Here is a 21,913-nt window from a genome sequence, read left to right on the forward strand (position 1 = left end):
GGGTTTTTCAGGGGAGCCGTGCGCCAGGCGCGTTGCGGCGTGAAGGGGTAGTGGTCCGCGAGGGCCGATCCGGATGGGAGAACGGGATGAAAAAACTGATGGCGCGCCGGCTGGCGGCGCTCGTATTGTGTGCGGCTCCGTGGGTGACGGCCGCAGCGAAGGATACGCAGCTCAATGTGTACAACTGGTCGGATTACATCGCCAAGGACACGATCCCCAACTTCTCGAAGCAGACCGGCGTCAAGGTCAAGTACGACAACTACGATAGCGACGACACGCTGCAGGCCAAGCTCCTCACGGGCAATTCCGGCTATGACATCGTCGTGCCGACCAGCAATTACGCGGGCAAGCAGATCGCAGCGGGCATCTTCGCACCGCTCGACAAGTCGAAGCTCCCCAATCTCAAGTATCTGGACCCGTCGCTGATGGCGCTCGTCGCGGGCGCCGATCCGGGCAACAAGTTCTCGGTGCCCTGGGCATACGGCACGACAGGTCTTGGCTACAACGTCACCAAGGTCCAGCAGATTCTCGGCAAGGACGTCCCGCTCAACAACTGGGACATCCTTTTCAAGCCGGAATATATTTCGAAGCTGAAAGCCTGCGGCGTGTCGGTGCTCGACGCGCCGGACCAGATGTTTGCGGCCGCGCTGCACTATATCGGCAAGGATCCGATGAGCACGAATCCGGACGACTATCGCGCCGCGCTCGCGATGATGAAGAAGATCCGTCCGTACATCACGCAGTTCAACTCGTCGGGTTACATTAACGATCTGGTGGGCGGCGACATCTGCTTCGCATACGGCTGGTCCGGCGACGTGGTGATCGCGAAGCATCGTGCGGTCGAGGCGAAGAAGCCGTACAAGATCGAGTATTACATTCCGAAGGGCGGCGCTCCGGTCTGGTTCGACGTGATGGCGATTCCGAAGGACGCGAAGAACAAGGAAGCCGCGCTCGAGTGGATCAACTACATCGAAACGCCGCAGGTCCACGCAGCGATCACGAACGAGGTCTACTACCCGAGCGCGAACGTCGAGGCGCGCAAGTACGTGGATAAGGACGTCGCCAACGATCCAGCCGTCTATCCGCCGGCCGACGTCATCAAGACGCTGTTCCTGTTGAAGCCGCTGCCGCCGGAAATCCAGCGTCTGCAGACGCGGTTGTGGACCGAGTTCAAGTCCGGCCGCTGATGCCCGCGTCGGCAGGGCAATAACCCATCATCATGAAGCCCCCGGTGTTCACCGGGGGCTTTGTTCGTCAAACGCAGGAGTGAAGCAGGAAATCATGAGTGACCAGTCGGGCGCGCTGACAGGGGCCGGTACGCTGTCCCCAGGCAATTCCTTCGCTGCGGACCACGCAGCGGAAAACTTCGTGCAGATCGTCGATGTCGTCAAGAAGTTTGGCGAGACATTCGCAGTCAAGGGCGTGAGCCTGTCGGTCAAGAAGGGCGAGCTGTTTGCGCTGCTCGGCAGCTCCGGTTGTGGCAAGTCGACGTTGTTGCGCATGCTCGCGGGGCTCGAATCCGTGACCTCGGGCAAGATTCTGATCGACGGTGAAGACCTCGCGCAGATGCCGCCGTATCGCCGGCCGGTGAACATGATGTTCCAGTCGTACGCGCTCTTTCCCCACATGACGGTCGAGGCGAATGTGGCGTTCGGCCTCAAGCAGGAAGGCGCCGCCAAGGCAGAGATCAAGGACCGCGTCCACAGCGTGCTCGAACTCGTACAGATGGGGCGCTATGCGAAGCGCAAGCCGCACCAGCTGTCCGGCGGGCAGCAGCAGCGCGTCGCGCTCGCACGCAGTCTCGTCAAGCGGCCCAAGCTGCTGCTGCTCGACGAACCGATGTCCGCGCTCGACAAGCAGATCCGCCAGCGCACGCAGATCGAACTCGTCAATATTCTCGACAAGGTCGGTGTCACCTGCATGATGGTCACGCACGATCAGGAAGAAGCGATGACGATGGCTGCGCGCCTCGCGGTGATGAGCGAAGGCGAAATCGTCCAGCTCGGCACGCCGCACGAAGTCTACGAATATCCGAACAGCCGCTTCTCGGCGGAATTCATCGGCTCGACCAATCTGTTCGACGGCAACGTCGTCGAAGACGAGCCGGACCACGTCTTCATCGAAACGCCCGATCTGCCGTCGCGCCTGTACGTGAGCCACGGGATCACCGGGCCGCTCGGCATGCCTGTCACGATCTCGGTGCGGCCGGAGCGCATGGCGCTCACCCGCAAGCCGCCCGAAGGCGCCTACAACTGGGGCAAGGGCATCATCACAAATGTCGCTTACATGGGCGGCTATTCGCTGTATCACGTCAAACTCGATGGCGGCAAAACCGTCATCGCGAATGTGTCGAGCCTTGCGCTGTCGGAAATCGAAACGCCGACATGGGGCGACGAGATCTATGTGCGCTGGAGCGCCAATGCCGGCGTGGTGCTGACGTCATGAAGAAGTGGCTGAATTCGTTCCTGTCGTGGCCCGTGCGGCGCTTTGGCCTCACGGGACTCACGGCCGTGGTGGCGGGGCCGTTCGTCTGGCTGCTGCTGTTTTTCCTCGTGCCGTTCCTGCTGGTGGTGAAGATCAGCTTCGCCGACCTGCAACTGGGCATTCCGCCGTACACCGGGCTGACGTCGTTCGCGGATGGCGTCCTGCACATTTCGCTCGACCTGTCGCATTACGCGTTTCTGCTAACCGACAGCCTGTATTTTGCGACCTATGTGAATTCGGTGGTGGTGGCGGCAATTTCGACGCTCCTGTGCCTGCTGCTGGGCTATCCGATGGCGTACTACATCGCCCGCTCGAATCCGGCGACGCGCAACCTGTTGATGATGGCCGTGATGCTGCCGTTCTGGACGTCGTTCCTGATGCGCGTGTATGCGTGGATCGGGATTCTGAAGAACAACGGCCTGCTGAATAATTTCCTGATGTCGATCGGGATCATCCATGCGCCGATCGAGCTGTATCACACGAATACGGCCGTCTATATCGGCATGGTGTATTCGTATCTGCCGTTTCTCGTGATGCCGTTGTATGCGCACCTTGTGAAGATGGACCTGACGCTGCTCGAGGCCGCGTACGATCTCGGCGCCAGGCCGTGGAAGGCGTTCATGCAGATTACGCTGCCGCTGTCGAAGAATGGCGTGATCGCCGGCTGTCTGCTGGTTTTCATTCCGGCGGTGGGCGAGTACGTGATTCCAGAACTGCTGGGTGGCGCGAACACGTTGATGATCGGCCGCGTGATGTGGAATGAGTTCTTCGATAACGCCGACTGGCCAATGGCTTCGGCGGTGACCTGCGCGATGGTCGTGCTGCTGCTGGTGCCGATGGCGCTGTTTCAGTATGCGCAGGCGAAGGAACTGGAGGAAAAGCGCCGATGAAGCCGAATCGCTTTCTGCAAATCGTTGCGCTTGGCATCGGTTTTTTGTTTCTCTATGTGCCGATCGTCAGTCTGGTTGTGTACTCGTTCAATGAGTCGCAACTGGTCACGGTATGGACACGGTTTTCGACGAGATGGTACGCGGCGTTGCTCGATGACGACGAGTTGATCCATGCTGCGTGGCTGTCGTTGCAGATCGGCTTGCTGACGGCGTTTGCGTCGGTGTTCATCGGTACGTGGGCGGGGTTTGTGCTGGCGCGGATGGGGCGATTTCGCGGTTTCACCCTTTACACGGGGATGATCAATGCGCCGCTTGTGATTCCCGAGGTGATCCAGGGGATTTCGCTGCTGCTGCTCTTTATCGAAATGGGGAAGTGGCTGGGGTGGCCCGCCGGGCGGGGGATATTCACGATCTGGATCGGGCATGTGATGCTGTGCATTTCCTACGTCGCGATCATCGTGCAGTCCCGGGTTCGGGAGTTGAATCCCTCGCTCGAGGAGGCCGCGCTTGATCTTGGCGCGACGCCTTTCCGGGTGTTTTTTGCCATTACGTTGCCGTTGATTTCTCAGGCGCTGGTTGCCGGCTGGCTGCTGTCGTTCACGCTTTCCATCGATGATCTCGTGCTGTCGGCGTTTCTTTCCGGGCCTGGGTCGACGACGTTGCCGCTGGTCGTTTTTTCTCGGGTGAGGTTGGGGTTGAATCCTGAGATGAATGCTTTGGCGACGTTGTTCATTGCTGTTGTTACCGTTGGCGTTGTGGTTGCCAATCTTTATATGCAACGGGCCGAGAAGAAGCGGATGGCGATGGCGGTTTGACGGGTTTGGGTTCTTTGGTTCTGGCCGATGGCCTTTCCCTGTTTTGTTAGTGGTTTATTGGCGTCGCCCCTGTACGGGGTGATGCTCTGAACCTAAGCCCCGTTCCGTCAAGCGAGCTTGTCTGCGCGATGGAGACGGGGCCTGAGAGGGTGTGTACGGCACCGAGGTGTCGCCCACGCTCATCTCGATCACCGGCACGCAGTACGCCGTCTTCCAGGTACGCGATCGATCGCCGGGATCGCGGCACATCCAGACCAATGATGCGCATAACCGTTCTCCCATGGAAAAACACAGGGAGCCGGTGGGACAGCACGACAACTACGAATTCGCGCTCACAGCGCAACCGGGCGGGGTCGCACGGGCGGCCAGAGCCTGCGCGAGGTGATCAAGACCCGCAGCTCGTTCCCGACCGACGAGGCCGTGACCAGGCTGTTCTATCTGGCACTGAGCAATCATGGTGCGTGGATCGATCGTCGGGACGCGGCTGGATCTTCAGGAGTGGCTGATGTTCGCCGATGAGGGCAGGGGCAAGGGGGCGGTCGCCACAGAGCGCCTGGACAACATCAACCACGTCGCATCCGCCGCACCAAAAACGCCGCTCACTGGCGGCTATCCGCGGCAAATGACAGATTCATCAGACCATTCATCCCCAGCGGATCGCCACGCATTCACCCTTCGCACCGCCGTGCGTGGCGCGGCCGTCCGACGCTAGCTAGCCGCCCTCCGATCGTGCGGCGGCGAACTGGACGAGGCTCTACACGGCCGGGCCGCGCTCGCCGCGCGCCAGCCGGGCTTTTGTAAGGAAACGCTTCATGTACCGAGGGTCAGCCGCCTTTCGCGGTTGTCTACAAGGACCAGGCGTTTTGGAGTAGAGCCTCGACTTGCGTCATCTCACCACGTACTGCACAGGCCCAACCTTTCTATATTGAAAGAAATGGGGTGTGTATGCCCCGTCAACTGAGATCCGTCGTGAAAGTCCGCCTTCAATATTGCCCGGTGTGCCAGAGAAAATCGCCGCATACCCTTCAGCCCGTTTCGCAGGTCGTCTTTACGGTCCTGTTTTGCCTGATGGTCTGGCCGGGACTCCTTTACCTCTGGTACGCCGCTCGCCGCGCCGACCGCACTGCCCGTTGCGTGGTCGACCACGACTCGCTGCAGGCCGCGCGCGAGTACGACAGCGCCCGTGAGCTGGTCAAGGCGATAAGGACCGCCAACCGCCGGATTGACGCGTCTCTCAGGACGCCGACTTCAGAAACCATCGTTAAGGAATAGAAAACCATGAGTGATGCACACATCGAGTTACTGCTCGCCATTGCCAGAGAAAACCTTGGCATCGAAACGTTCGAACTGACCGGAAAGCCCAGCGCCGACTTCCGCATCGTTAGCGTTGACGACATTTACCGCGCTCTTGAAGCGGCCTATGACGCCGGTCTGGTGGTGGGGCATAGTGTGACTCGTTGCCTCCCGGAAGGCGCTGACGCCACGAATCATGCGGCGGAAAAGTGCGATGCTGGCGGACGGTAAAACACGACGTCGCCGAATAACAGTGAAGTCAATGATCGTGAGCTTCACGTGCAACACACGTTCGGTATCCTGACCGTGTTGTCTTCGAGCCATGAAACGTTCTTATCTACCTGAAATTTCATTTCAAGCCTGAACCCTGGCGACGTTTATCTGCCGCAAAGACAGACGGTACAGGCTGCCGGATCGCTTCGCCGATCACCAGGAAGCCGGCCCCCGAACAGCCATGACCCACGTAACCGGCAGGCGCCGGATAAAACCGCTCCTCCCATGTCTGCACGGCTGCGTGCAACCGCCTAAAGCCATGACGACCGCAATCAGCGCGGCACCCAGCAGGGCCATGGCGAATCCGGTACGCGAAGGCCGCGTGTGCCCTGCGAATCGGCCGCGCGAGATGCCTGCCAGGAACAGCATCGCCAGGCTGATCACGCGCGATACGCGCATGACGAGTGCCACGCTGTCGTCAGGAAAAACGGAACAACGACCGGAAGCGGACCAGGCCAAACAATATCTGCGAGATCCGGTCGATTGGATCGAACAACCGCTCGCGCTCTTTGCCCGCAATGTTCATTCTGTTCTGTCGTCGGAAATGGACTGCCTTCTCGCGTGGTGCTTATTTCGACGACGGGTGAATGACATGCAGACACCACCAGGATCGGGACGCAAAAACACGGCTCTTTTTCTCCATGAACATTAAAGTCAAGGTCCGAACCCTATCCACAAATGCATGGGTCCGGTCCGAGGCAACCCTGGCGGGGATCACAGGTTGGGCCGCACAGTGACATGAGTCTAAAACCCTATTGCCAGCCGAGGCGGTGCTGACAATAGTCTATAGAGGGTGCATTTTCCCACTCGCTTGCCGGAGCTTTCTGTCATCGAAGCGGCGTAGTGGATGTGCGCCGACCGGCCAATCGCAGCAGGAGATCGAGCATGCACCGCTTGTCAGTGCGGATTCAACCGGTGGACGCAATAGTTTGCTGAAATCGCTCGGCTGGGGTTTCGAAGTTCAGGGTCTTCCTCGGACGCTCATTCAATCGCCTCGCCACAGCATTGAGTTTGGCCTGTGAATACACGGACAGGTGTGCATTTCAGGGCGCGAAGCACCAGATTCCGGAGATGGTGAAGCAGGGCGGCGGATCAATCATCTTCACATCGACGTTTGTCGGGTACACGTTTGCGTTTCCAGGAACGGCGGCGTACGCAGCGAGCAAATCCGGGCTGATCGGCCTGACTCAAGCGCTCGCAGCCGAATACGGGCCACAGAACATACGCGTGAACGCAGTGTTGCCCGGCGCCGTGGATGTATCGCGATATGAACAATACGGCCGAGTCGCAGGCATTCATCACTAACCTGCATGCGCTCAAGCGCGTGGCCAAACCGGAAGAACTGGCCCGTTCGGTGCTTTACCTCGCGTTCGACGATTCATCGTTCGTGACCGGCACAGCTTCGCTGATTGACGGCAGGGCTTCGATTTCCCGTACCAGATTCGCTGGGCGTCAGCGCCCGATGTTCATGCGGCGCGGTGGCTGTCGTAAGCCGGTCGCTCGAACCTGTATGCGCCGGCAAGCCGCCCGGTGTGTCGGACGAGCGCCCAGGATAGACGCCCTTGCGCCGTCATACTGACCAGGCAAAAGGAGGGCGACACCCGATCACCCTCCCGTTCTACGTTAGGCTTGCACCGGTTAGACGCTAACCAGCGAGCTTCGAAGCAAGTTCGGCAACGTGTTTGCCCTGGTACCGCGCGACATCCAGTTCATTCCCCGAGGGTTGCCGTTTGCCGTCGGTGCCTGCCAGCGTGGTTGCACCGTAGGGTGATCCACCCGTGATCTCGACCATGTTGGTGAGGCCGGCGCACGCATACGGCACGCCCACGATAACCATGCCTTGATGCAGCAGCGTGCTGTGAAACGACGTGATGGTGGTCTCCTGGCCGCCATGCTGGGTACCAGTCGACGCGAACACGCTCCCGATCTTCCCGATGAGCGCGCCTTTCATCCAGAGTCCGCCGGTCTGGTCGAGGAAGGTGCGCATCTGACCGGCCATATTGCCGAACCGCGTTGGCGTCCCGAAAATGATGGCATCGTAACTGGCGAGTTCGTCCGGTGTCGCCACAGGCGCTTTCTGGTCGAGTTTGACTCCGTAGGCTGCGGCCTGGTCCGCCGGAATCGTCTCCGCGACACGTTTGATCGTCACCTCGGTGCCGGTGACCGACCGTGCGCCCTCGGCCACCGCTTCAGCCATCGTTTCGATATGACCGTACATCGAGTAGTAAAGCACGAGTACTTTTGCCATGATTTCTCCTGGGTTGAGGAGTGTGCGATTGATTGAGATTACGATTTGATGTCACCTCTGGCAGAGAATGACGGAGACAGCCGAAACGCCTGCTTCGACACGCTTGCTGCGGCCGATGTCAGGTGGCCATGCGAGTGCCTCGGCGGCCCGGATGTAAAGATAGCACCGGTTCGCCCTGTCAACCTGTTGATCCGCGGCCGAAGGCAAGCGGGGCGCTCGATCACGGTGGCACAAGTAAATTCGTAGTCCTTGAAACTGGCTGACTTCGTATTGTGCTGGTTGTGTACGCCCTCGGGAAATTTGAGTGATGGCCAATATGCCTAACTTATTGATTTTTCTAATTATCGTTGCTTCAACTGGACAAGAATGTCGGTGGGAACCGCTAGATAAACCTGATGAAATGACGTCAGTTTCCTGCAATGGCGATTGGGTTCCGCCTTCTTCCGGCAAACGTGTTTGAATGGTGTCGGGGTTCTTGACTTGTAGTCGTTTGATCGGTGTTACCTGCTCTCGATTCCCGAGACCGAACGGCGTCACTGACATCGGTGCGCGGGGGCGACGGTACATAGGGAATTCGATGGTTATTGGTTTTTATAATATCGTCGGCAAGCCAGGAAGTTTCCCAAAGTGGTTTTCGGATTTCGAGGCAATACCAAAGTGGCCAGCTCAAAACCGATTCAAAGAGAGAATCGAGTTCCTCCACTTTGTTAAGCCCCAAGCTGGTTGAAAGCTTTCTTTCGCTTCTGCCTGGTTCTGCCAAGAGGCGGTATTGCCCCTTCTCCATCCGCGCAAATAACCGCTCGCGCGTCAGCGAAGAGTACGCAGGACCTTTGATCACCCGTTCGAGCAATGTCGGATTCGACAGACCGCGCCGTGATACGGCGTGCGTCGGAAAGCTCGATTTCGAGCGGATAGCGCTCGCAATGCAGGGTCTTCACCTCCGTCGGAATCGAAATGTGCGCGCCGAATTTCTGCGGTTGAGTGAACGCCCTGGCGGCAAGCGCGTGCCCCGAAATTCCGGTAGGAAAGCCGAGGTAATTCTCAATACGCGCGCTCTTGCCCGCCTGGCCACCCGGCGCCCGGCAATCGAAAGCGGCTACCGATAACCCTTCTGACGCGGCATAGACGGCTGCTGCGAGTCCGGCCGGACCAACGCCGACTATGGCGACTTCGTAGATGTGTGACGGATCAGATTCAAGCAGGACGCCTAAGCATGATGCGAGTTGCCGCTCGTCAGGGTTGCGTAACACGGTGCCGTCAGGACAAACGACGAGCGGTAGATCATCGCTTCTGGGACTCAGGCGCTCGAGCAAGGTGATGGCATCGGCGTCTTCGACGTCGAGCGCCATGTGCGGGTAACCGTTACGCCGCAAAAAGTACTGCAACGCAAGCAACCGGGCGCTATCAGGCGCGGCTACTAGTACGACACCCTTCCCGTGCTCGATCAACGCAACGCGCCTCAGGATCAGGGTGCGCATGATTCTTTCGCCGAGGTCGGCCTCGGCAATCATCAAGGCACGTAGCCTCTCGGGTGGGATGACGAGCGCCTCGGCGGTTTCGATCGCCTGCGCATCGACGAGGGCAGGCTTGCCCAAGAGCATGCCGATATCAGAGGTGAACTCACCGCGTTGCACGCGAGCGCGGAGCAAGCGGCGGCGGCCTGGTCCATCGCGTGCCACGTAACATATCGCACCCGACAACAGCACGAACATGCCGGGGCTCAAACCGCCCACGCTGTAGAGCATCTGGCCCGCGGCATAGCAGCAGGGCGCACCAAATCGACTCACCCGCACTATCTCGACATCGGTCAGTGTTGGAAACATTTGGAAGTATCGCGGGTTGCTGCCTGGTGTCTGAACCTCCTCGCCCAAGGCAGCTTCGTTCTCGTGGGCCCCGCCTCGCGAAAAAACGTCAGTGATCGTCGCGATCCTCTCAACCGCGTGCTGCCTGAACCCGACTGAGACTGCCAGGTGGGCGTCGCCGCGGCGTTCGAAGCCCCACGAGCAGCTTAAACCATCGCGACGAAGCGCAGTTCTGCGTTTGCTTAAGCCGCACCTCAAGAGCTCTTCGGCAACGCTATTCCACGCGGGAATCATGGCCATTGAGCAACGTCCTCTTCGGGCGAGCATCGCACGCCCAATCTCCGTCCCATCTCAACTTTCTCTTGAGGTCAGTGAATGAGCAGTGCGGGCAACGCGTCTCGATCAATTGTTGATGTGCCAAGAGGTGACCTTCATCCTCAATCTGATGCACCATGCCAGATGAAGTTCTGAATCGCAGCGCAGACTACATCGCGTCAGTTGGATGCATCGTCCGAAGTCTTGCTGCTGACGCTGTTGACGTCTGGTTGACTACGCTTGCCTGAGTTCGACCGCGTACCGCTTCCATTGCCGAATGCGCCAAAGCTGACGCTTTGCTGCATTGTTGCCACCGTCTGCGCATTCGGACCGCGCTGCGACGACGGAGCGCCGATTTTGGGGTTATACGACGGGGCCGGCCCGAAGCCGCTCGCTACAGCGGGTGCCGAGAGGGCGGCTGTGGCGATCACCAGCGCGGTGGCGGTCAGGTTTGCGCTCATGATGAGCAACGTAGGAAGGAGGGGACGAGTCTGTTTCATGATGTTTGCCTTGAGACTCCAAGGAGTCTGGAAATACGGATGGTATGAGGTTCTACTCGTCCGCTGCATGACGATAAGACGACATCGCATCGCCACGCAGCGGACAGGCCCTGGACTTACCTCAGGCGCGTCTTGAGCTCGTCGGCGAGCTGCTTCGTCGCGGCTTTGGTCGGCGCATCGTCGGCCAGCGCGTTCAGCAGGCCGAAGTCGTGGATCGTGCCGTTGTAACGCGTCGTCGTCACGTCGTTGCCGGCTGCATCGAGCTTCTTGCCGTACGCTTCGCCTTCGTCACGCAGCACGTCGAACTGCGCGACCTGGATCAGCGCGGGCGGCAGGCCCTTCAGCTCGCTCTCCGACGCGCGCAGCGGCGACGCGTAGATCTGGTTGCGCTGTGCCGTGTCCTTTGTATAGGCGTCCCAGAACCATTGCATCATCGGTCGCGTCAAGAAGTGATCCTTCCGATACGCGATATACGATCCGTTGTTGAAGTTCGCATTGGTAACGGGCCACATCAGGCCCTGAAAGCGGATTTGCGGCCCTTGCTTGTCCTTCGCCATCAGGCTGACGACGGCCGCCATATTTCCGCCGACGCTATTGCCCACCACCGCCAGACGGCTGCCGTCGACGCCGATTTCGCCGCCATGCGCAGCAACCCACTTCGTCGCCGCGTACGCCTGGTTGATCGCCACCGGGTAGTGCGCCTCAGGCGACGGCGTGTAATTGACGAACACCGCAACCACGCCGGACTGCACCACCAGGTCACGAACGAGGCGCTCATGCGTCTGGAAGTCGCCGAGAATCCAGCCGCCGCCGTGGAAGAACATGAACACGGGCAGCGTACCCGTCACGCCTTGCGGACGCACGATCGTGATGGGCACGCTGAGACCGTCCTGCTCGATTGTGCGGTTCGACACGTCGATACCCGACAGATCGACCTTCACGCCGTTCTGTGCATCGATCAGCACCTGGCGCGCCTTCTCCGGCGGCAGCGTGTTGATGGCCGGGCCCGTGCCGCTATTGAGTACGTGCAAAAACGCTGTAGTGTCGCGATTCGGCGTGGCGGAAGCCACCGGGACGGCAGCGGCAGCGAAGCTGGCGTGGGCCGCGAGAACCGTGACGGCCAGCAGCGTTTTGAGCGATTTCATGTTCGACTCCTGAGGTGTCTATGCGTAGGGGTTCAATGCAATCAATGCGTCGGGGGCGTTAAACGATCGTCAGCGTGACGTCGATGTTGCCGCGCGTCGCATTCGAATACGGGCACACGATGTGCGCCTTGTCGACGAGCGCCTGCGCTGCATCGCGCGCCATATCAGGCAACGAGATCTTCAGTTCGACTTCGATGCCAAAGCCGTTTGGGATCGCGCCGATGCCGACGCTGCCGTCGATCGACACGTCGGCAGGAATCGCGATCTTGTCGCGCATCGCGACGAACTTCATCGCGCCGAGGAAGCATGCGCTGTAGCCGGCCGCGAACAGTTGCTCGGGGTTCGCGCCTTCGCCGCCTGCGCCGCCCAGTTCGCGCGGGGTGGTCAGCTTGAAGTCGAGCTTGCCTGCGGGCACGACCGCACGGCCGTCACGGCCACCCGTTGCGTGGGCATGAGCGCGGTAGAGGACTTGTTCGATCGACATGGTGAGACTCCTTTGGAAAGGGTAGAACTTCAATGTAATGAGCTATCTATTCATAGATAGACAAGACGTCCAAAAAAATTGCTTCGTTCGCTGCTTTGGTTGCTACATGACTGCTTGACTACGTTATCGTTGCTTTATTCAATATCTATCTACTACAAGATAGACAGATGAACCAAAAAAAAGGGCGGCATTCCCCGTCATTGCGCGCCCGGCTGCCCGCCGGGTTATCGCGCGATTTTCACCGAAGCTTCGACATCTTCGAGTCTCGCTTTCGTGTGGAACAGCCGGCTCGCCAGCACGCTGCCCTGATACGACGCGAAGAGCGCACGCGCCGCGTTTTCCGGTTTGCCGTTGACGGCCAGCGTGCCCTCTTTCGCGCCTTGCGCGAGCACTCTTGTCAGCCATTTCTCGTTGGCCTTGAAGAACGCCTGCACCGCCTGGCGAATGTTGTCCGGCAACGATTCGATGTCGGCCGCCAGCATGCCGCACAGGCAGATCTGATGGCCATCACCCAAGGTCCTGCCGAACAGCTTCGTATACCTGGCGAGCTTCGCATCGGCGGGCAACGACTCGTCAATCGCGTTCAGCGCGCCCAAGACGTCGCTGCTATAGACGTTGACCGCTTCCAGTATTAGATCGTCCTTCGACGGGAAATAGTAGTGGATGCTGGACGTCTTCACACCGACCAGAGTGGACAGGTCGCGATAGCTGAAACCGTTGTAGCCGCGCAGCATGATCTGCGTGACCGCATGGTCGAGAATCTGATCGCGTACTGATGTTGTTGTTTCCATGACTTGTACTTTATCTACGCATAGATAGATTGTCAAGCACTCAATTTTCGATAGCTGGCGGGAAGCTGTGGACGGGAATCGGGGACGCTTCTTGTGGCTCGTCTCAGAGGCCACTTATTCGCCGACCGCGCAAGGCCCGGTGCCGGCCCGCAGCGCGAGAATCGACAGCAAAGCCACCGAGGCGAGCAGCGCCCAGAAGGCGGCGCCGCCCAGGAAAACGAACACTTCTGCTGCATCGCAGTATGTGTAAGTATGCAGCGTGAGGTGGGCCAAAGCGCTTTGCGGAACATGATCCACGGCGATAATAATAAGTGCGAGACCGCGGAAAAAATCAACGCTGGTTGAGCGGGCGACAGCTCGATCCACGACACCTCCAGATTCGCCAGTACACGGGTGATGCCTTCGAGGTCACTCTAGACGGGAAGGTAGTCAGGCCCTTAGCCGGCCTTTCCCGTTGTTTACCGGATTGTCCGGTTTTTCCTCTATGCGAATGCGGCGTTGGCTCGTTGCATTGCTCACCAACGCGACGAAGCGAGGCGGCGCGACGTCATTGTTCATCGAGTACATTGCACCGATCCGTTCCACGTACCGCCCTGAACGCCCAAACGATCGCACAACGCAACACAATCGCACTTGAATACCTGCGGTCAGACTGGGTCGGGGTGCGCCGTCTTTCGACCTCTTCGATGACCGTGCAAAAGTCAATTTTCTCAAGTGGGGCGTTGCACCAGGCCGCGCTTCATTTATAAACAGCTCTTCGGGGGTGCGCCCCGGAAATCCGAAAAGATCGGACTCGCTGGTAAATGGCGGGGCGATTCGGCTAGGACTGGTCACGCCTCAGGACTTAAGGTGTCGGCTCGAATTGGCTTTCCCGGAGTATTGAATGTTCCAGTATTTCCCCGGCAACTATATGTGGTCGCTTGCCGTGATGCGTGCGCTCGCTAGTGGCGCTAATTTCGGCGAAGTGGATTGGGCGTGCAACGGACTGCAAGAAGCAGCAGTCATGGACCCGGATGGAGACGTCGCGGCGTGGTACCGGGCGTGGATGAGTCTTGGGGAGTACGTGCAAGCGCAGGCGACGCAGGCCGCGCAGCGCGGTCACGCAGTGAGTGCCCGCAATGCTTTCATGCGCGCGGCGATTTACTACCAGTGGGCGGAAGCGTTTCTCGACCCCGACGACTTTCGTGCGCCTCACGCATTCGATTGCCACCTGGCCACCTTCGCACAGGGTGCAGCACTGATGCATCCGCGTGTCGAAGTGTTCGAATTGCCGTTCGAAGGGGCATCGCTCACCGTCTACTTCGTTCCTGCGTGTGGCTCGCGCGGCAAGGCGCCTGTCGTCATCCTCACGGACGGACTCGACGGCACCAAGGAAGAGATGTTCTACGTCGCAAAGGCGCTCTCAGAGCGCGGAATCGCTTGTCTCGCTTTCGACGGACCGGGACAGGGCGCAACGCTGCGCTTGCGCGGGCTCTCCGCACGTCACGATTCCGAAGCGGCGGTGGGCAAGGTGTGCGACTACCTCGAAACGCGCGACGACATTGATGCGAGCCGGATCGGTCTGATCGGCGTGAGTCTCGGTGGCTATTACGCGCCGCGGGCGGCGGCGTTCGAGAAGCGCATCCAGGCTTGTGTGGCCTGGTCGGCAATTTACGACTATCACGCGTGCTGGGTGCGGCGCACGGGCTATACGCCCGAGGCCGGTGTGCAGCAGGCCGGACGGAGCGCGGCACGTGGCACGACCGGCAAACATTTCTTGCGCATCATGGGTGTGGATGACTGGGACGCGGCCTTTCGCAAGCTCGAATCGTTCAGGTTATCGGGCGTGGCATCGCAAATCACCTGCGACATCCTGCTGGTTCAAGGCGAGCGCGACATGCAGACACCCGTTGCTGAGGCCAATCAGGTGCTGGAAGAGATCGGCTCGAAGGACAAGACCCTACGCGTCTGGCTGGCGTCTGAAGGCGGCGCGGCGCACGTTCAACTCGACCGGCAGGAGCCCGCGCTGAGCGAGATCTGCGACTGGTTCGTCGATCGCTTGACGCCGCAGCGTTAGCGTGGCGCGAGGTGTTCAGTCGCGCTATCCGGACGACCGCGCAATCAGGAGATTTAAGGCCGCATTCAGGACACGCGCCCGACGATTGCATAGCCTGTCGACGCGATGCTGGCACGCACATGATGTCCGTCGCCGTACGCTGCCATCGTGCCCGTGCGCGCTCAACCGACAATCAACATTCAACAACCAACATTTAACAATCTGGAAGGAGATCTGAACATGACCCGAATTCGCGTGCTCTCGGCAGTGGTGGCGATGGCGACATCGGTTGGTTTAACGCTGGTCGGCCCGCAGGTCGCCGTAGCGCAGGACGCGACGCAAGCCGCGCCCGTGCCGATGGGGGCGTCGACGGCCAAGCAGATCAGCAAGGCCCAACGCAAGGCGGCGCGCAAGGTCGCGCGGGAAAAGCGCAACGCGGATCTCGCCGCGCTCGAGAAGAACGGCTATCGGATGACCGGTGGCGACCAGAACAATTATCCGGAAAATCTCCAGAACGCCGAGCGCAAGGCGCAGGCGAGCAAGGCGGCCGCCGGCGCCTCGTCGTCCGGGCAGTGACGCCCGAGCCCTGCGGCGTCGTACATTGCGTCCGAGTACCGAGATCCGGCGACAAATTGCCATGCTGAGATGCATACGTTTGCTCGCCTGATCCGCTGTTCAAACGATCACGTCGCCGGATATTCAGGGTTAACGATTGGCCTGTAGAGCCGAAACGGCGTGTATATTTGCGCCATGTTATGCAAACGATTGCATAGGAGACGTCTCATGACAAAATTGGATTGGCCAGGCGGCGTCATCGACGACGCGACATCGGTCACTGCGATCGTGAAGGCTGCGATGGCCGGCACGCAGGACGCGCGACTGAAGGAAATCGTCGACGCGCTCATCGAACACGGCCATGCGTTCCTGAAGCAGGTGCGGCTGACCGACGCGGAATTCGAGCAGGGACTCGCGTTCCTGCGCGCGGTCGGACAAGCTTGCAACGACCGGCACAACGAGGTTGTCCTGCTCGCCGACGTGCTCGGGTTTTCAACCCTGGTCGCCTTGCTGAACAACGCGGACGCAAGCGGGCGGACACCGGGCGCATTGCTCGGGCCGTTCTATCGCGGCGGTTCGCCGGAATACGAGAACCACCAGTGCATCGCATGCGAGGGTTCGCCCGGTGCGCCACTGTTCGTCCATGCGCGGGTGCTCGCCACGAGCGGCCAACCCGTGCCGAACGCCATGGTCGACGTCTGGCAGGCGTCGCCGGTGGGCCTGTACGAAAACCAGGACGACAGCCAGCCCGACCGCAATCTGCGCGGCCGCTTCCGCACGGGTGTCGACGGCGCGTTCAGCTTCCGCAGCGTGCGCCCGGCCGGCTACCCGGTACCGACGGACGGCCCGGTCGGCGCGTTGCTCGCGGCCCAGCAGCGTCACCCCTATCGTCCCGCGCACCTGCATTTTGCGATCTTCGCCGAAGGTTACGCCACGCTCGTGTCGCAGGTTTTCGCCGACGACTCCGACCATCTGGAGACCGATGTCGTGTTCGGCGTGAACCGCCGCCTCATCGGCAGGTTCGAGCATCACGCAGCCGGCACCGGCCCGCACGGGGACCAGCGCGACGCGTACTACACGCTCGATTTCGATTTCATTCTGGCCGAGGGGACGCCGACGTACCCGACGCCTCCCATCCAGTGACAAGGGGTGTGACCGTGTCCAGATTGCTGCAGGGAAAAGTGGCCGTCGTGCTGGGCGGCACCGGAGGAATTGGGGCCGCGACCGCGACGCGCCTCGCGAGTGCCGGCGCGCGCGTGGTGGTGGTCGGCCAGCGCGACGAAGACAAGGCACTGCGTGTCGCGGCGGCATTGCCGGGTGACGGGCATCGCGGCGCAGTTGGGTCGATCACGGACAGCGTCATGCTGCATGCGCTTGCGAGCGACGTCCGCGCACGCGAAGGGCGCGCGGACATCCTGGTGAACGCGGCGGGCTTCACGAAAGCGGTCAGGCACGCCGATCTGGATGCGCTGACCGACGAGCTGATCGACGACATCATGAAGGTCAACTGGCGCGGCCAGTTTGCGGCGATCCGCGCATTTCGCGAACTGCTCGAAGCGTCCGGCGACGGCCTCGTGGTCAACGTGTCGTCGATCTCGGCGACGACGGGCGTCGGCAGCAACATCGCGTACTGCGCGGCAAAGGCGGGTCTCGACGTGATGGCGACCGCGCTGGGCCGGGCGCTCGCGCCGCGCATCCGCGTGCTCAACGTGTCGCCGGGCGTGGTCGACACCGGCTTCGTGCCGGGACGCAGCGACGATTTCAATGCCAGGGCGGCCGCAACCACGCCACTCGGCCGCATCGGCGCGCCGGATGATATCGCGGCGGCCATCGAGGCGTGCGCGACGCAGCTGACGTTCAGCACCGGCGTGACGATCGTCGTCGACGGTGGTCGGCGACTGAATTGACGCGAGGGAGATTGAGATGCATACACGCAAGACCCTGATTACTTGTGCGATTACCGGCAACATCACGCGGCCGGACCAGCATCCGCACCTGCCGATCACGCCAGAGCAGATCGCCGGCGCGTCGCTCGAGGCCGCGCAGGCTGGAGCCGCCGCCGTGCATATCCATGTGCGCGATCCGCAAAGCGGGCGCCCGTCGATGGACGTGAGCCTGTACCGCGAAGTCATCGAGCGCATTCGCGCCGTCGACGAGGCGCTGATCATCAATTTGACGACCGGCCCCGGCGGACGTTTCATTCCGGGCGACGACGATCCGAAGATCGCCGCGCCTGGCACGACGCTGCTGCCGCCCGAAAGGCGCGTCGAGCACATTCTCGAGCTTAAGCCGGATGTGTGCAGCCTCGACCTGAACACGATGAATTCCGGGGCGGAGGTCGTCATCAACACGCCGAAGAACGTCGCGCGCATGGCGAATGTGATTCGCGAGGCAGGTGTCAAGCCGGAGCTCGAGATCTTCGATTCTGGCGATATTCATCTGGCGCATGATCTGATCGCGTCGGGCGCGCTCGACGGCCCTGGTCTCTGGACCTTCGTGACGGGCGTGAAGTACGGCTTCGCGGCGTCGCCCGAGACGCTGCTGTATGCGCGCGATCTGCTGCCGCCTGGGGCGATCTGGTCCGCGTTCGGAATTGGCCGCTTCGAGTTTCCGATGGTGGCGCAGGCCTGGCTGGCCGGCGGGCATGTGCGGGTCGGGTTCGAGGACAACCTGTACATCGAGAAGGGCGTGCTTGCTGAGAACAATGCGGCACTCGTCGCGCGCGCGAAAGAGATCGTGACGATGCTAGGCGGCGAGGTGGCCACCAGCCGCGAGGCGCGCGACATGCTCGGGCTCGCGTGAAGGGCGGCGGATCCGCTTGCCGACATGATCAGGGGAGACATCAGGATGAAGAGCGTTCGCGTTCTGGAAAAAAGTAAAGATATCGATTCATTGGCGTTGCAGTTCGATACGCAATCCGTGCCCGCATTCGGCGAAGCGGAGTGCCTCGTCGAAGTTGCGAGTGCCGCAGTCAATCCGAGCGACGTGAAGGCCGTGCTCGGTTTCATGCCGCACGCGGTGTGGCCACGCACGCCGGGCCGCGATTACGCGGGCCGCGTGGTCGACGGGCCGGCGGCGCTCGTGGATAAGGCCGTGTGGGGCAGCGGCGGCGAGTTGGGGATCCGGCGCGACGGCACGCATGCGCGCTACCTCGTCGTGCCCGCGCAGAGCGTACGCGAGAAGCCGTCCAGCCTGACGATGGACGAGGCCGGCGCGGTGGGCGTGCCGTTCATCACGGCGTATGAGGGGCTGCGGCGCGCCGGAGGCGCGGGAGAGGGCGACGTCGTGCTGGTGCTCGGTGCGAACGGCAAGGTTGGGCAGGCGGCTATCCAGTTGGCGACGCTGGCGGGCGCGACGGTCATCGGCGTCGGGCGTACTGGGGAGCCGTACATCGGCCACGCGAGCGGCAAGGTGCGGATGATCGATGCGTCGTCGTCCGCCCTCGACGAAGTCGTGCGCGACGTGACGAATGGACACGGCGCCGACATTGTCTACAACACGGTCGGCAGTCCTTATTTCGAGCGCGCGAATCGCGCGATGGCGGTGCGCGGCACGCAGATCTTCATTTCGACGATCGAGCGACCAGTGCCGTTCGACATCTTCGCGTTCTATCGCGGCCAGCACACATACGTCGGGATCGATACGCTCGCGCTCGACGCCCAGGAAGGCGCGGCGATTCTCGATGCGTTGCTGCCCGCGTTCGAGCGCGGCGCGCTGAAACCGTTCCCGATCGAAGAGGACTATGTGTTCGAGCTCGACGATGCAGCGCACGCGTATCAGGCGGTGTATCGCGGCGCGACTCATCGCGTGCTGCTCAAGCCATGAACGTGACCCGCTTCGACGACGCGCCGCAGTACTTTCCCAGCCAGCACTTCCTGATGCGATGCGTACGGCTGCAGGGGCACGAGGCCGGGCCCGCCGAATCGCTGTGGCTCGGCGTGTCGACGATCGAGCCAGGCGGGCATACGTCGATGGACGCATCGCCCGTCGAGAAGCATTACGTGGTGCTTGACGGGGAGGTCTGGGTGGAGACGAACGAGGGCGAAGTCGCGCTGCGCAGCTTCGATTCGTGCCGTCTTGCGCCCGGCGAGCCGCGCGCGTTGCACAACCGCGCTGACCGGCCCGCGATGCTCCTGCTGGCGATGCCCCTGTTGCGGCCCGAGCCGCGGTGACGCCGGCAGATGGCATGCTCGCGATTCGCGCTTCGTCGCCCATGAGCGACGACGTTTGCCGGATTTCGGTCGTCCAGCTCGGATCGGACACACGGCAGGACGTCCCACCCGACGCCGGCGGCCGGTTCGTGCAGGTGCAAAGCGGCGGCGTCTGGATCACATGCGCGCGGCGCGCGCATTGCGTGACGCGCGGCGGCGGCATCTGGCTGCCGCCCTCGGTCACCCATCGGCTTTACGTGCCTTACGGCGCGGCACTGCGTGAACTGCGCATCTCGCCGGCACTGAGCGATTGGCGCGTGCAGCCTGCGAGAATCGGCCGCTGTTCGGCTGTGCTGACGTCGCTGCTGTCCGAGAGCGCGAGCCATGCGCTCGCGCATTCGCCCGGGGCTGTGGCAGTTTTGTTGTTCGACGAGCTCGACGCGGCGGCGCGGGAGGGCGTATGGGAACTCGCGATCGACATGCCGTCGCCACTGAGCCGCATCGCGGCGCTGTGCGACGCCATGATTCTGGATCCCGGCCGCGACTCGCGGCTCGACGCAATGGCCGCCCGCGCGAGCGTCAGCGTGCGCACACTGCATCGGCTCTTCGTCGACGAACTGGGCGTTGGGGCCGGCCGTTGGCGCCGCACCGCACAGGCCGGCGCGGCGATGTGCGCGCTGGCGCTCGGCATGCCGGTTGCGGCTATTGCGCGCGAGCTTGGCTTCACACCGAGCGCGTTCTCCATCTTCTTCAAGTCGCACGTCGGCTCGGCGCCCAATCGATGGCTGGCGAAGCAGGCCGCGCGGGCGAACGGATGCAACGAATGAAAGCCGCTCACATGCGGGCCGGAGGCCGGCGTGAGCCGTTCTCAGGCCGCGCAGGTGCCGGCGGACTTGCGGGGGGCGGCGCGCGGCGCCGCTGTCGAGCCGCGGACCATCAGTTCCGGAGGGAGCGTGATGCGCAGCGGCGCGGCGCCAGGCGTCGCGATCCGCCCGAGCAGAAGTCTGGCGGCCTGACGGCCCATCTCGCGATGCTGGATCCGCAGCGTGGTCAGCGGTGGGTTCAGCATGTCGACGAGCGGCATGTCGTTGTGGCCAATCACGGAAATGGCGCCAGGGCACACAATCCGGCGTGCCGCGAACACGTCATAACAACCGAGTGCGATCAGGTCGTTCGCCGCGATGATTGCAGTGACGTCGCAATGCGCGTCGAGCAGTTGCTCGCACGCGGCACGTCCGGCCTCGCGTGTGAAATCGGCGCTTTCCACGACGACGCTTCCGGGCACGCCATGCTGCTGCGTCGCGATCTGGAAGCCCTGCAGGCGCGACAGGCCAGTCGCGAGCCGTTCCGGACCAGCCAGATGAGCGATGCGTTTGTGGCCGAGTTCGACGAGATGCCCGACGGCGAGCCGCATCGACAGGAAATCGTCGTTGACGACTTCCGGCACCTGCCCGCCATCCTCGCCGCGATTGACGAGCACGACCGGGACCCCGTCGAGGATGCAGCGGCGCACGAGCGGATCCTGGCGCGCCGCCGTTGCAAGCACGAACCCGTCGACGCGGCGCTCGAGCATCTGCTCGATCATGCGCTCCTGGTCCTTGGGCTTGCCGACGACATTCGCGATCAGCACGCCGTAGCCCTCGGCCGCGAGCGCTTCCGTGATGCCGCAGACAATCGGCGGAAACACCGGGTTTTCAATGTCCGGAAGGCACACGCCGATCACGCGTGATTGCCCGCCGCGCAGCGCCGCCGCGAGGCGGTTCTGCCGATAGCCGAGCGCTTTGGCCGCGGCCAGCACGCGACGCACGACCTCGTCGCCGATCAGGTGGCGCGTCTCGGGGTTCAGCACGCGCGAGACTGTCGAAGCGTTGACGGAGGCAGCGGCCGCCACTTCGCGGATGGTGACGCGGCCCGCGGCGCGCGTATCGGAGCTTGTAGTCATGGATTGGGGCAGTGGGTCTGTGCCGATTGTAGTGATGCAAAGGGTTGCGATCAATGTTGCAGTGAAAACCCTTAGTGCCTTCAGCGGCAAGTACGCATTGACAATGAATCGTGTCGCAGTAGTATATGCATACGTTTGCATAGAGTGCAGGCCGTAACATCGCGCCGGGCACGAACGAGCCAGAGCACAG

At 61.7% G+C, this 21,913-nt stretch carries 24 protein-coding genes and 3 pseudogenes; 18 read left to right on the top strand and 9 right to left on the bottom strand.

Annotated elements, in window-relative coordinates:
- Nucleotides 1-86 precede the first annotated feature (86 nt).
- The 9 genes from P3T23_RS40375 to P3T23_RS40415 all read left to right on the top strand — a co-directional run bounded on the left by P3T23_RS40375 (nt 87) and on the right by P3T23_RS40415 (nt 6,407).
- Nucleotides 87-1,187 carry a polyamine ABC transporter substrate-binding protein gene (locus tag P3T23_RS40375; protein ID WP_429321645.1) on the top strand — a complete coding sequence of 367 codons (1,101 nt, stop codon included), beginning with the start codon at nt 87-89 and terminating at the stop codon, nt 1,185-1,187.
- 94 nt (nt 1,188-1,281) lie between these two features.
- The gene (locus P3T23_RS40380; protein WP_429321646.1) at nt 1,282-2,445 is read left to right on the top strand and encodes an ABC transporter ATP-binding protein; all 1,164 of its coding nucleotides are present in this window, start codon (nt 1,282-1,284) and stop codon (nt 2,443-2,445) included.
- A complete protein-coding gene (locus tag P3T23_RS40385) occupies nt 2,442-3,374 on the top strand; it encodes an ABC transporter permease subunit (protein WP_429321647.1) in 933 nt (310 codons plus the stop codon). The genes P3T23_RS40380 and P3T23_RS40385 overlap by 4 nt, the downstream gene beginning before the upstream one ends.
- A complete protein-coding gene (locus tag P3T23_RS40390) occupies nt 3,371-4,189 on the top strand; it encodes an ABC transporter permease subunit (protein ID WP_429321648.1) in 819 nt (272 codons plus the stop codon). Before P3T23_RS40385 ends, P3T23_RS40390 begins: the two co-directional genes overlap by 4 nt.
- A gap of 151 nt (nt 4,190-4,340) precedes the next feature.
- The gene (locus P3T23_RS40395) at nt 4,341-4,574 is read left to right on the top strand and encodes a hypothetical protein (RefSeq protein ID WP_429321685.1); all 234 of its coding nucleotides are present in this window, start codon (nt 4,341-4,343) and stop codon (nt 4,572-4,574) included.
- Nucleotides 4,575-4,643: 69 nt separating this feature from the next.
- Nucleotides 4,644-4,901, top strand: coding sequence for a hypothetical protein (locus P3T23_RS40400; RefSeq protein ID WP_429321649.1), 258 nt, complete (start codon nt 4,644-4,646; stop codon nt 4,899-4,901).
- A 257-nt stretch (nt 4,902-5,158) separates the two neighbouring features.
- A complete protein-coding gene (locus P3T23_RS40405) occupies nt 5,159-5,461 on the top strand; it encodes a hypothetical protein (protein WP_429321650.1) in 303 nt (100 codons plus the stop codon).
- 6 nt (nt 5,462-5,467) lie between these two features.
- Nucleotides 5,468-5,713, top strand: coding sequence for a DUF6900 domain-containing protein (locus P3T23_RS40410; protein WP_429321651.1), 246 nt, complete (start codon nt 5,468-5,470; stop codon nt 5,711-5,713).
- A gap of 301 nt (nt 5,714-6,014) precedes the next feature.
- Nucleotides 6,015-6,407 carry a hypothetical protein gene (locus tag P3T23_RS40415; protein WP_429321652.1) on the top strand — a complete coding sequence of 131 codons (393 nt, stop codon included), beginning with the start codon at nt 6,015-6,017 and terminating at the stop codon, nt 6,405-6,407.
- 256 nt (nt 6,408-6,663) lie between these two features.
- On the opposite strand, the pseudogene P3T23_RS40420 reads toward P3T23_RS40415, so the two are convergent.
- Nucleotides 6,664-6,789 (bottom strand): annotated as a pseudogene (locus P3T23_RS40420) (IS30 family transposase); the annotation flags it as partial.
- Between the two features lie 4 nt (nt 6,790-6,793).
- On the opposite strand from P3T23_RS40420, the pseudogene P3T23_RS40425 reads away from it, so the two are divergent.
- Nucleotides 6,794-7,193: pseudogene (locus P3T23_RS40425) on the top strand (SDR family oxidoreductase); the annotation flags it as partial.
- Between the two features lie 207 nt (nt 7,194-7,400).
- Here P3T23_RS40425 and wrbA read toward each other — a convergent pair.
- The 7 genes and pseudogenes from wrbA to opgC all read right to left on the bottom strand — a co-directional run bounded on the left by wrbA (nt 7,401) and on the right by opgC (nt 13,406).
- Nucleotides 7,401-8,003: an NAD(P)H:quinone oxidoreductase gene (gene wrbA / locus P3T23_RS40430; protein ID WP_429321653.1), complete on the bottom strand. Its 603-nt coding sequence runs from the start codon at nt 8,001-8,003 to the stop codon at nt 7,401-7,403.
- Between the two features lie 860 nt (nt 8,004-8,863).
- Nucleotides 8,864-9,931: pseudogene (locus P3T23_RS40435) on the bottom strand (cyclic nucleotide-binding domain-containing protein); the annotation flags it as partial.
- A gap of 368 nt (nt 9,932-10,299) precedes the next feature.
- Nucleotides 10,300-10,620, bottom strand: coding sequence for a hypothetical protein (locus P3T23_RS40440; protein WP_429321654.1), 321 nt, complete (start codon nt 10,618-10,620; stop codon nt 10,300-10,302).
- A gap of 116 nt (nt 10,621-10,736) precedes the next feature.
- The gene (locus tag P3T23_RS40445) at nt 10,737-11,765 is read right to left on the bottom strand and encodes an alpha/beta hydrolase (RefSeq protein WP_429321655.1); all 1,029 of its coding nucleotides are present in this window, start codon (nt 11,763-11,765) and stop codon (nt 10,737-10,739) included.
- A 58-nt stretch (nt 11,766-11,823) separates the two neighbouring features.
- Nucleotides 11,824-12,249 carry an organic hydroperoxide resistance protein gene (locus tag P3T23_RS40450; protein ID WP_429321656.1) on the bottom strand — a complete coding sequence of 142 codons (426 nt, stop codon included), beginning with the start codon at nt 12,247-12,249 and terminating at the stop codon, nt 11,824-11,826.
- A gap of 224 nt (nt 12,250-12,473) precedes the next feature.
- The gene (locus P3T23_RS40455) at nt 12,474-13,040 is read right to left on the bottom strand and encodes a TetR/AcrR family transcriptional regulator (RefSeq protein WP_429321657.1); all 567 of its coding nucleotides are present in this window, start codon (nt 13,038-13,040) and stop codon (nt 12,474-12,476) included.
- A gap of 114 nt (nt 13,041-13,154) precedes the next feature.
- Nucleotides 13,155-13,406 carry an OpgC domain-containing protein gene (gene opgC / locus P3T23_RS40460; protein ID WP_429321658.1) on the bottom strand — a complete coding sequence of 84 codons (252 nt, stop codon included), beginning with the start codon at nt 13,404-13,406 and terminating at the stop codon, nt 13,155-13,157.
- Nucleotides 13,407-13,923: 517 nt separating this feature from the next.
- Between opgC and P3T23_RS40465 the strand changes: the two genes are divergently transcribed.
- From P3T23_RS40465 to P3T23_RS40500, 8 genes are all read left to right on the top strand, one after another.
- A complete protein-coding gene (locus P3T23_RS40465; protein WP_429321659.1) occupies nt 13,924-15,096 on the top strand; it encodes an alpha/beta hydrolase family protein in 1,173 nt (390 codons plus the stop codon).
- Nucleotides 15,097-15,315: 219 nt separating this feature from the next.
- A complete protein-coding gene (locus P3T23_RS40470) occupies nt 15,316-15,651 on the top strand; it encodes a hypothetical protein (RefSeq protein ID WP_429321660.1) in 336 nt (111 codons plus the stop codon).
- 207 nt (nt 15,652-15,858) lie between these two features.
- Nucleotides 15,859-16,773 carry a dioxygenase gene (locus P3T23_RS40475; RefSeq protein ID WP_429321661.1) on the top strand — a complete coding sequence of 305 codons (915 nt, stop codon included), beginning with the start codon at nt 15,859-15,861 and terminating at the stop codon, nt 16,771-16,773.
- Between the two features lie 14 nt (nt 16,774-16,787).
- Nucleotides 16,788-17,537, top strand: a complete 750-nt coding sequence (locus P3T23_RS40480; protein WP_429321662.1) for an SDR family NAD(P)-dependent oxidoreductase — start codon at nt 16,788-16,790, stop codon at nt 17,535-17,537.
- A 16-nt stretch (nt 17,538-17,553) separates the two neighbouring features.
- On the top strand, nt 17,554-18,432 hold the full coding sequence (locus tag P3T23_RS40485; RefSeq protein WP_429321663.1) for a 3-keto-5-aminohexanoate cleavage protein: 879 nt from the start codon (nt 17,554-17,556) through the stop codon (nt 18,430-18,432).
- Between the two features lie 45 nt (nt 18,433-18,477).
- Nucleotides 18,478-19,455, top strand: a complete 978-nt coding sequence (locus P3T23_RS40490) for a quinone oxidoreductase family protein (RefSeq protein ID WP_429321664.1) — start codon at nt 18,478-18,480, stop codon at nt 19,453-19,455.
- Complete coding sequence (locus P3T23_RS40495) at nt 19,452-19,802, top strand: cupin domain-containing protein (protein WP_429321665.1); 351 nt, start codon at nt 19,452-19,454, stop codon at nt 19,800-19,802. Before P3T23_RS40490 ends, P3T23_RS40495 begins: the two co-directional genes overlap by 4 nt.
- Nucleotides 19,799-20,608: a helix-turn-helix domain-containing protein gene (locus P3T23_RS40500; RefSeq protein ID WP_429321666.1), complete on the top strand. Its 810-nt coding sequence runs from the start codon at nt 19,799-19,801 to the stop codon at nt 20,606-20,608. Before P3T23_RS40495 ends, P3T23_RS40500 begins: the two co-directional genes overlap by 4 nt.
- A gap of 41 nt (nt 20,609-20,649) precedes the next feature.
- Here P3T23_RS40500 and P3T23_RS40505 read toward each other — a convergent pair whose 3' ends face one another.
- Nucleotides 20,650-21,723, bottom strand: a complete 1,074-nt coding sequence (locus P3T23_RS40505; protein ID WP_429321667.1) for a LacI family DNA-binding transcriptional regulator — start codon at nt 21,721-21,723, stop codon at nt 20,650-20,652.
- Nucleotides 21,724-21,913 lie beyond the last annotated feature (190 nt).

Source organism: Paraburkholderia sp. GAS448, from assembly GCF_050435685.1.
Lineage (GTDB): Bacteria > Pseudomonadota > Gammaproteobacteria > Burkholderiales > Burkholderiaceae > Paraburkholderia.

Bases quoted from the DNA above. Each gene is read 5' to 3' on its own strand.
- P3T23_RS40380 (WP_429321646.1), top strand. From the start codon at position 1,282: ATGAGTGACCAGTCGGGCGCGCTGACAGGGGCCGGTACGCTGTCCCCA.
- P3T23_RS40400 (WP_429321649.1), top strand. From the start codon at position 4,644: ATGGTGCGTGGATCGATCGTCGGGACGCGGCTGGATCTTCAGGAGTGG.
- P3T23_RS40375 (WP_429321645.1), top strand. From the start codon at position 87: ATGAAAAAACTGATGGCGCGCCGGCTGGCGGCGCTCGTATTGTGTGCG.
- P3T23_RS40385 (WP_429321647.1), top strand. From the start codon at position 2,442: ATGAAGAAGTGGCTGAATTCGTTCCTGTCGTGGCCCGTGCGGCGCTTT.
- P3T23_RS40415 (WP_429321652.1), top strand. From the start codon at position 6,015: ATGACGACCGCAATCAGCGCGGCACCCAGCAGGGCCATGGCGAATCCG.
- P3T23_RS40475 (WP_429321661.1), top strand. From the start codon at position 15,859: ATGACAAAATTGGATTGGCCAGGCGGCGTCATCGACGACGCGACATCG.
- P3T23_RS40455 (WP_429321657.1), bottom strand. From the start codon at position 13,040: ATGGAAACAACAACATCAGTACGCGATCAGATTCTCGACCATGCGGTC.
- P3T23_RS40495 (WP_429321665.1), top strand. From the start codon at position 19,452: ATGAACGTGACCCGCTTCGACGACGCGCCGCAGTACTTTCCCAGCCAG.
- P3T23_RS40465 (WP_429321659.1), top strand. From the start codon at position 13,924: ATGTTCCAGTATTTCCCCGGCAACTATATGTGGTCGCTTGCCGTGATG.
- P3T23_RS40470 (WP_429321660.1), top strand. From the start codon at position 15,316: ATGACCCGAATTCGCGTGCTCTCGGCAGTGGTGGCGATGGCGACATCG.
- P3T23_RS40390 (WP_429321648.1), top strand. From the start codon at position 3,371: ATGAAGCCGAATCGCTTTCTGCAAATCGTTGCGCTTGGCATCGGTTTT.
- P3T23_RS40505 (WP_429321667.1), bottom strand. From the start codon at position 21,723: ATGACTACAAGCTCCGATACGCGCGCCGCGGGCCGCGTCACCATCCGC.
- P3T23_RS40490 (WP_429321664.1), top strand. From the start codon at position 18,478: ATGAAGAGCGTTCGCGTTCTGGAAAAAAGTAAAGATATCGATTCATTG.
- P3T23_RS40410 (WP_429321651.1), top strand. From the start codon at position 5,468: ATGAGTGATGCACACATCGAGTTACTGCTCGCCATTGCCAGAGAAAAC.
- P3T23_RS40485 (WP_429321663.1), top strand. From the start codon at position 17,554: ATGCATACACGCAAGACCCTGATTACTTGTGCGATTACCGGCAACATC.
- wrbA (WP_429321653.1), bottom strand. From the start codon at position 8,003: ATGGCAAAAGTACTCGTGCTTTACTACTCGATGTACGGTCATATCGAA.
- P3T23_RS40445 (WP_429321655.1), bottom strand. From the start codon at position 11,765: ATGAAATCGCTCAAAACGCTGCTGGCCGTCACGGTTCTCGCGGCCCAC.
- P3T23_RS40440 (WP_429321654.1), bottom strand. From the start codon at position 10,620: ATGAAACAGACTCGTCCCCTCCTTCCTACGTTGCTCATCATGAGCGCA.
- P3T23_RS40450 (WP_429321656.1), bottom strand. From the start codon at position 12,249: ATGTCGATCGAACAAGTCCTCTACCGCGCTCATGCCCACGCAACGGGT.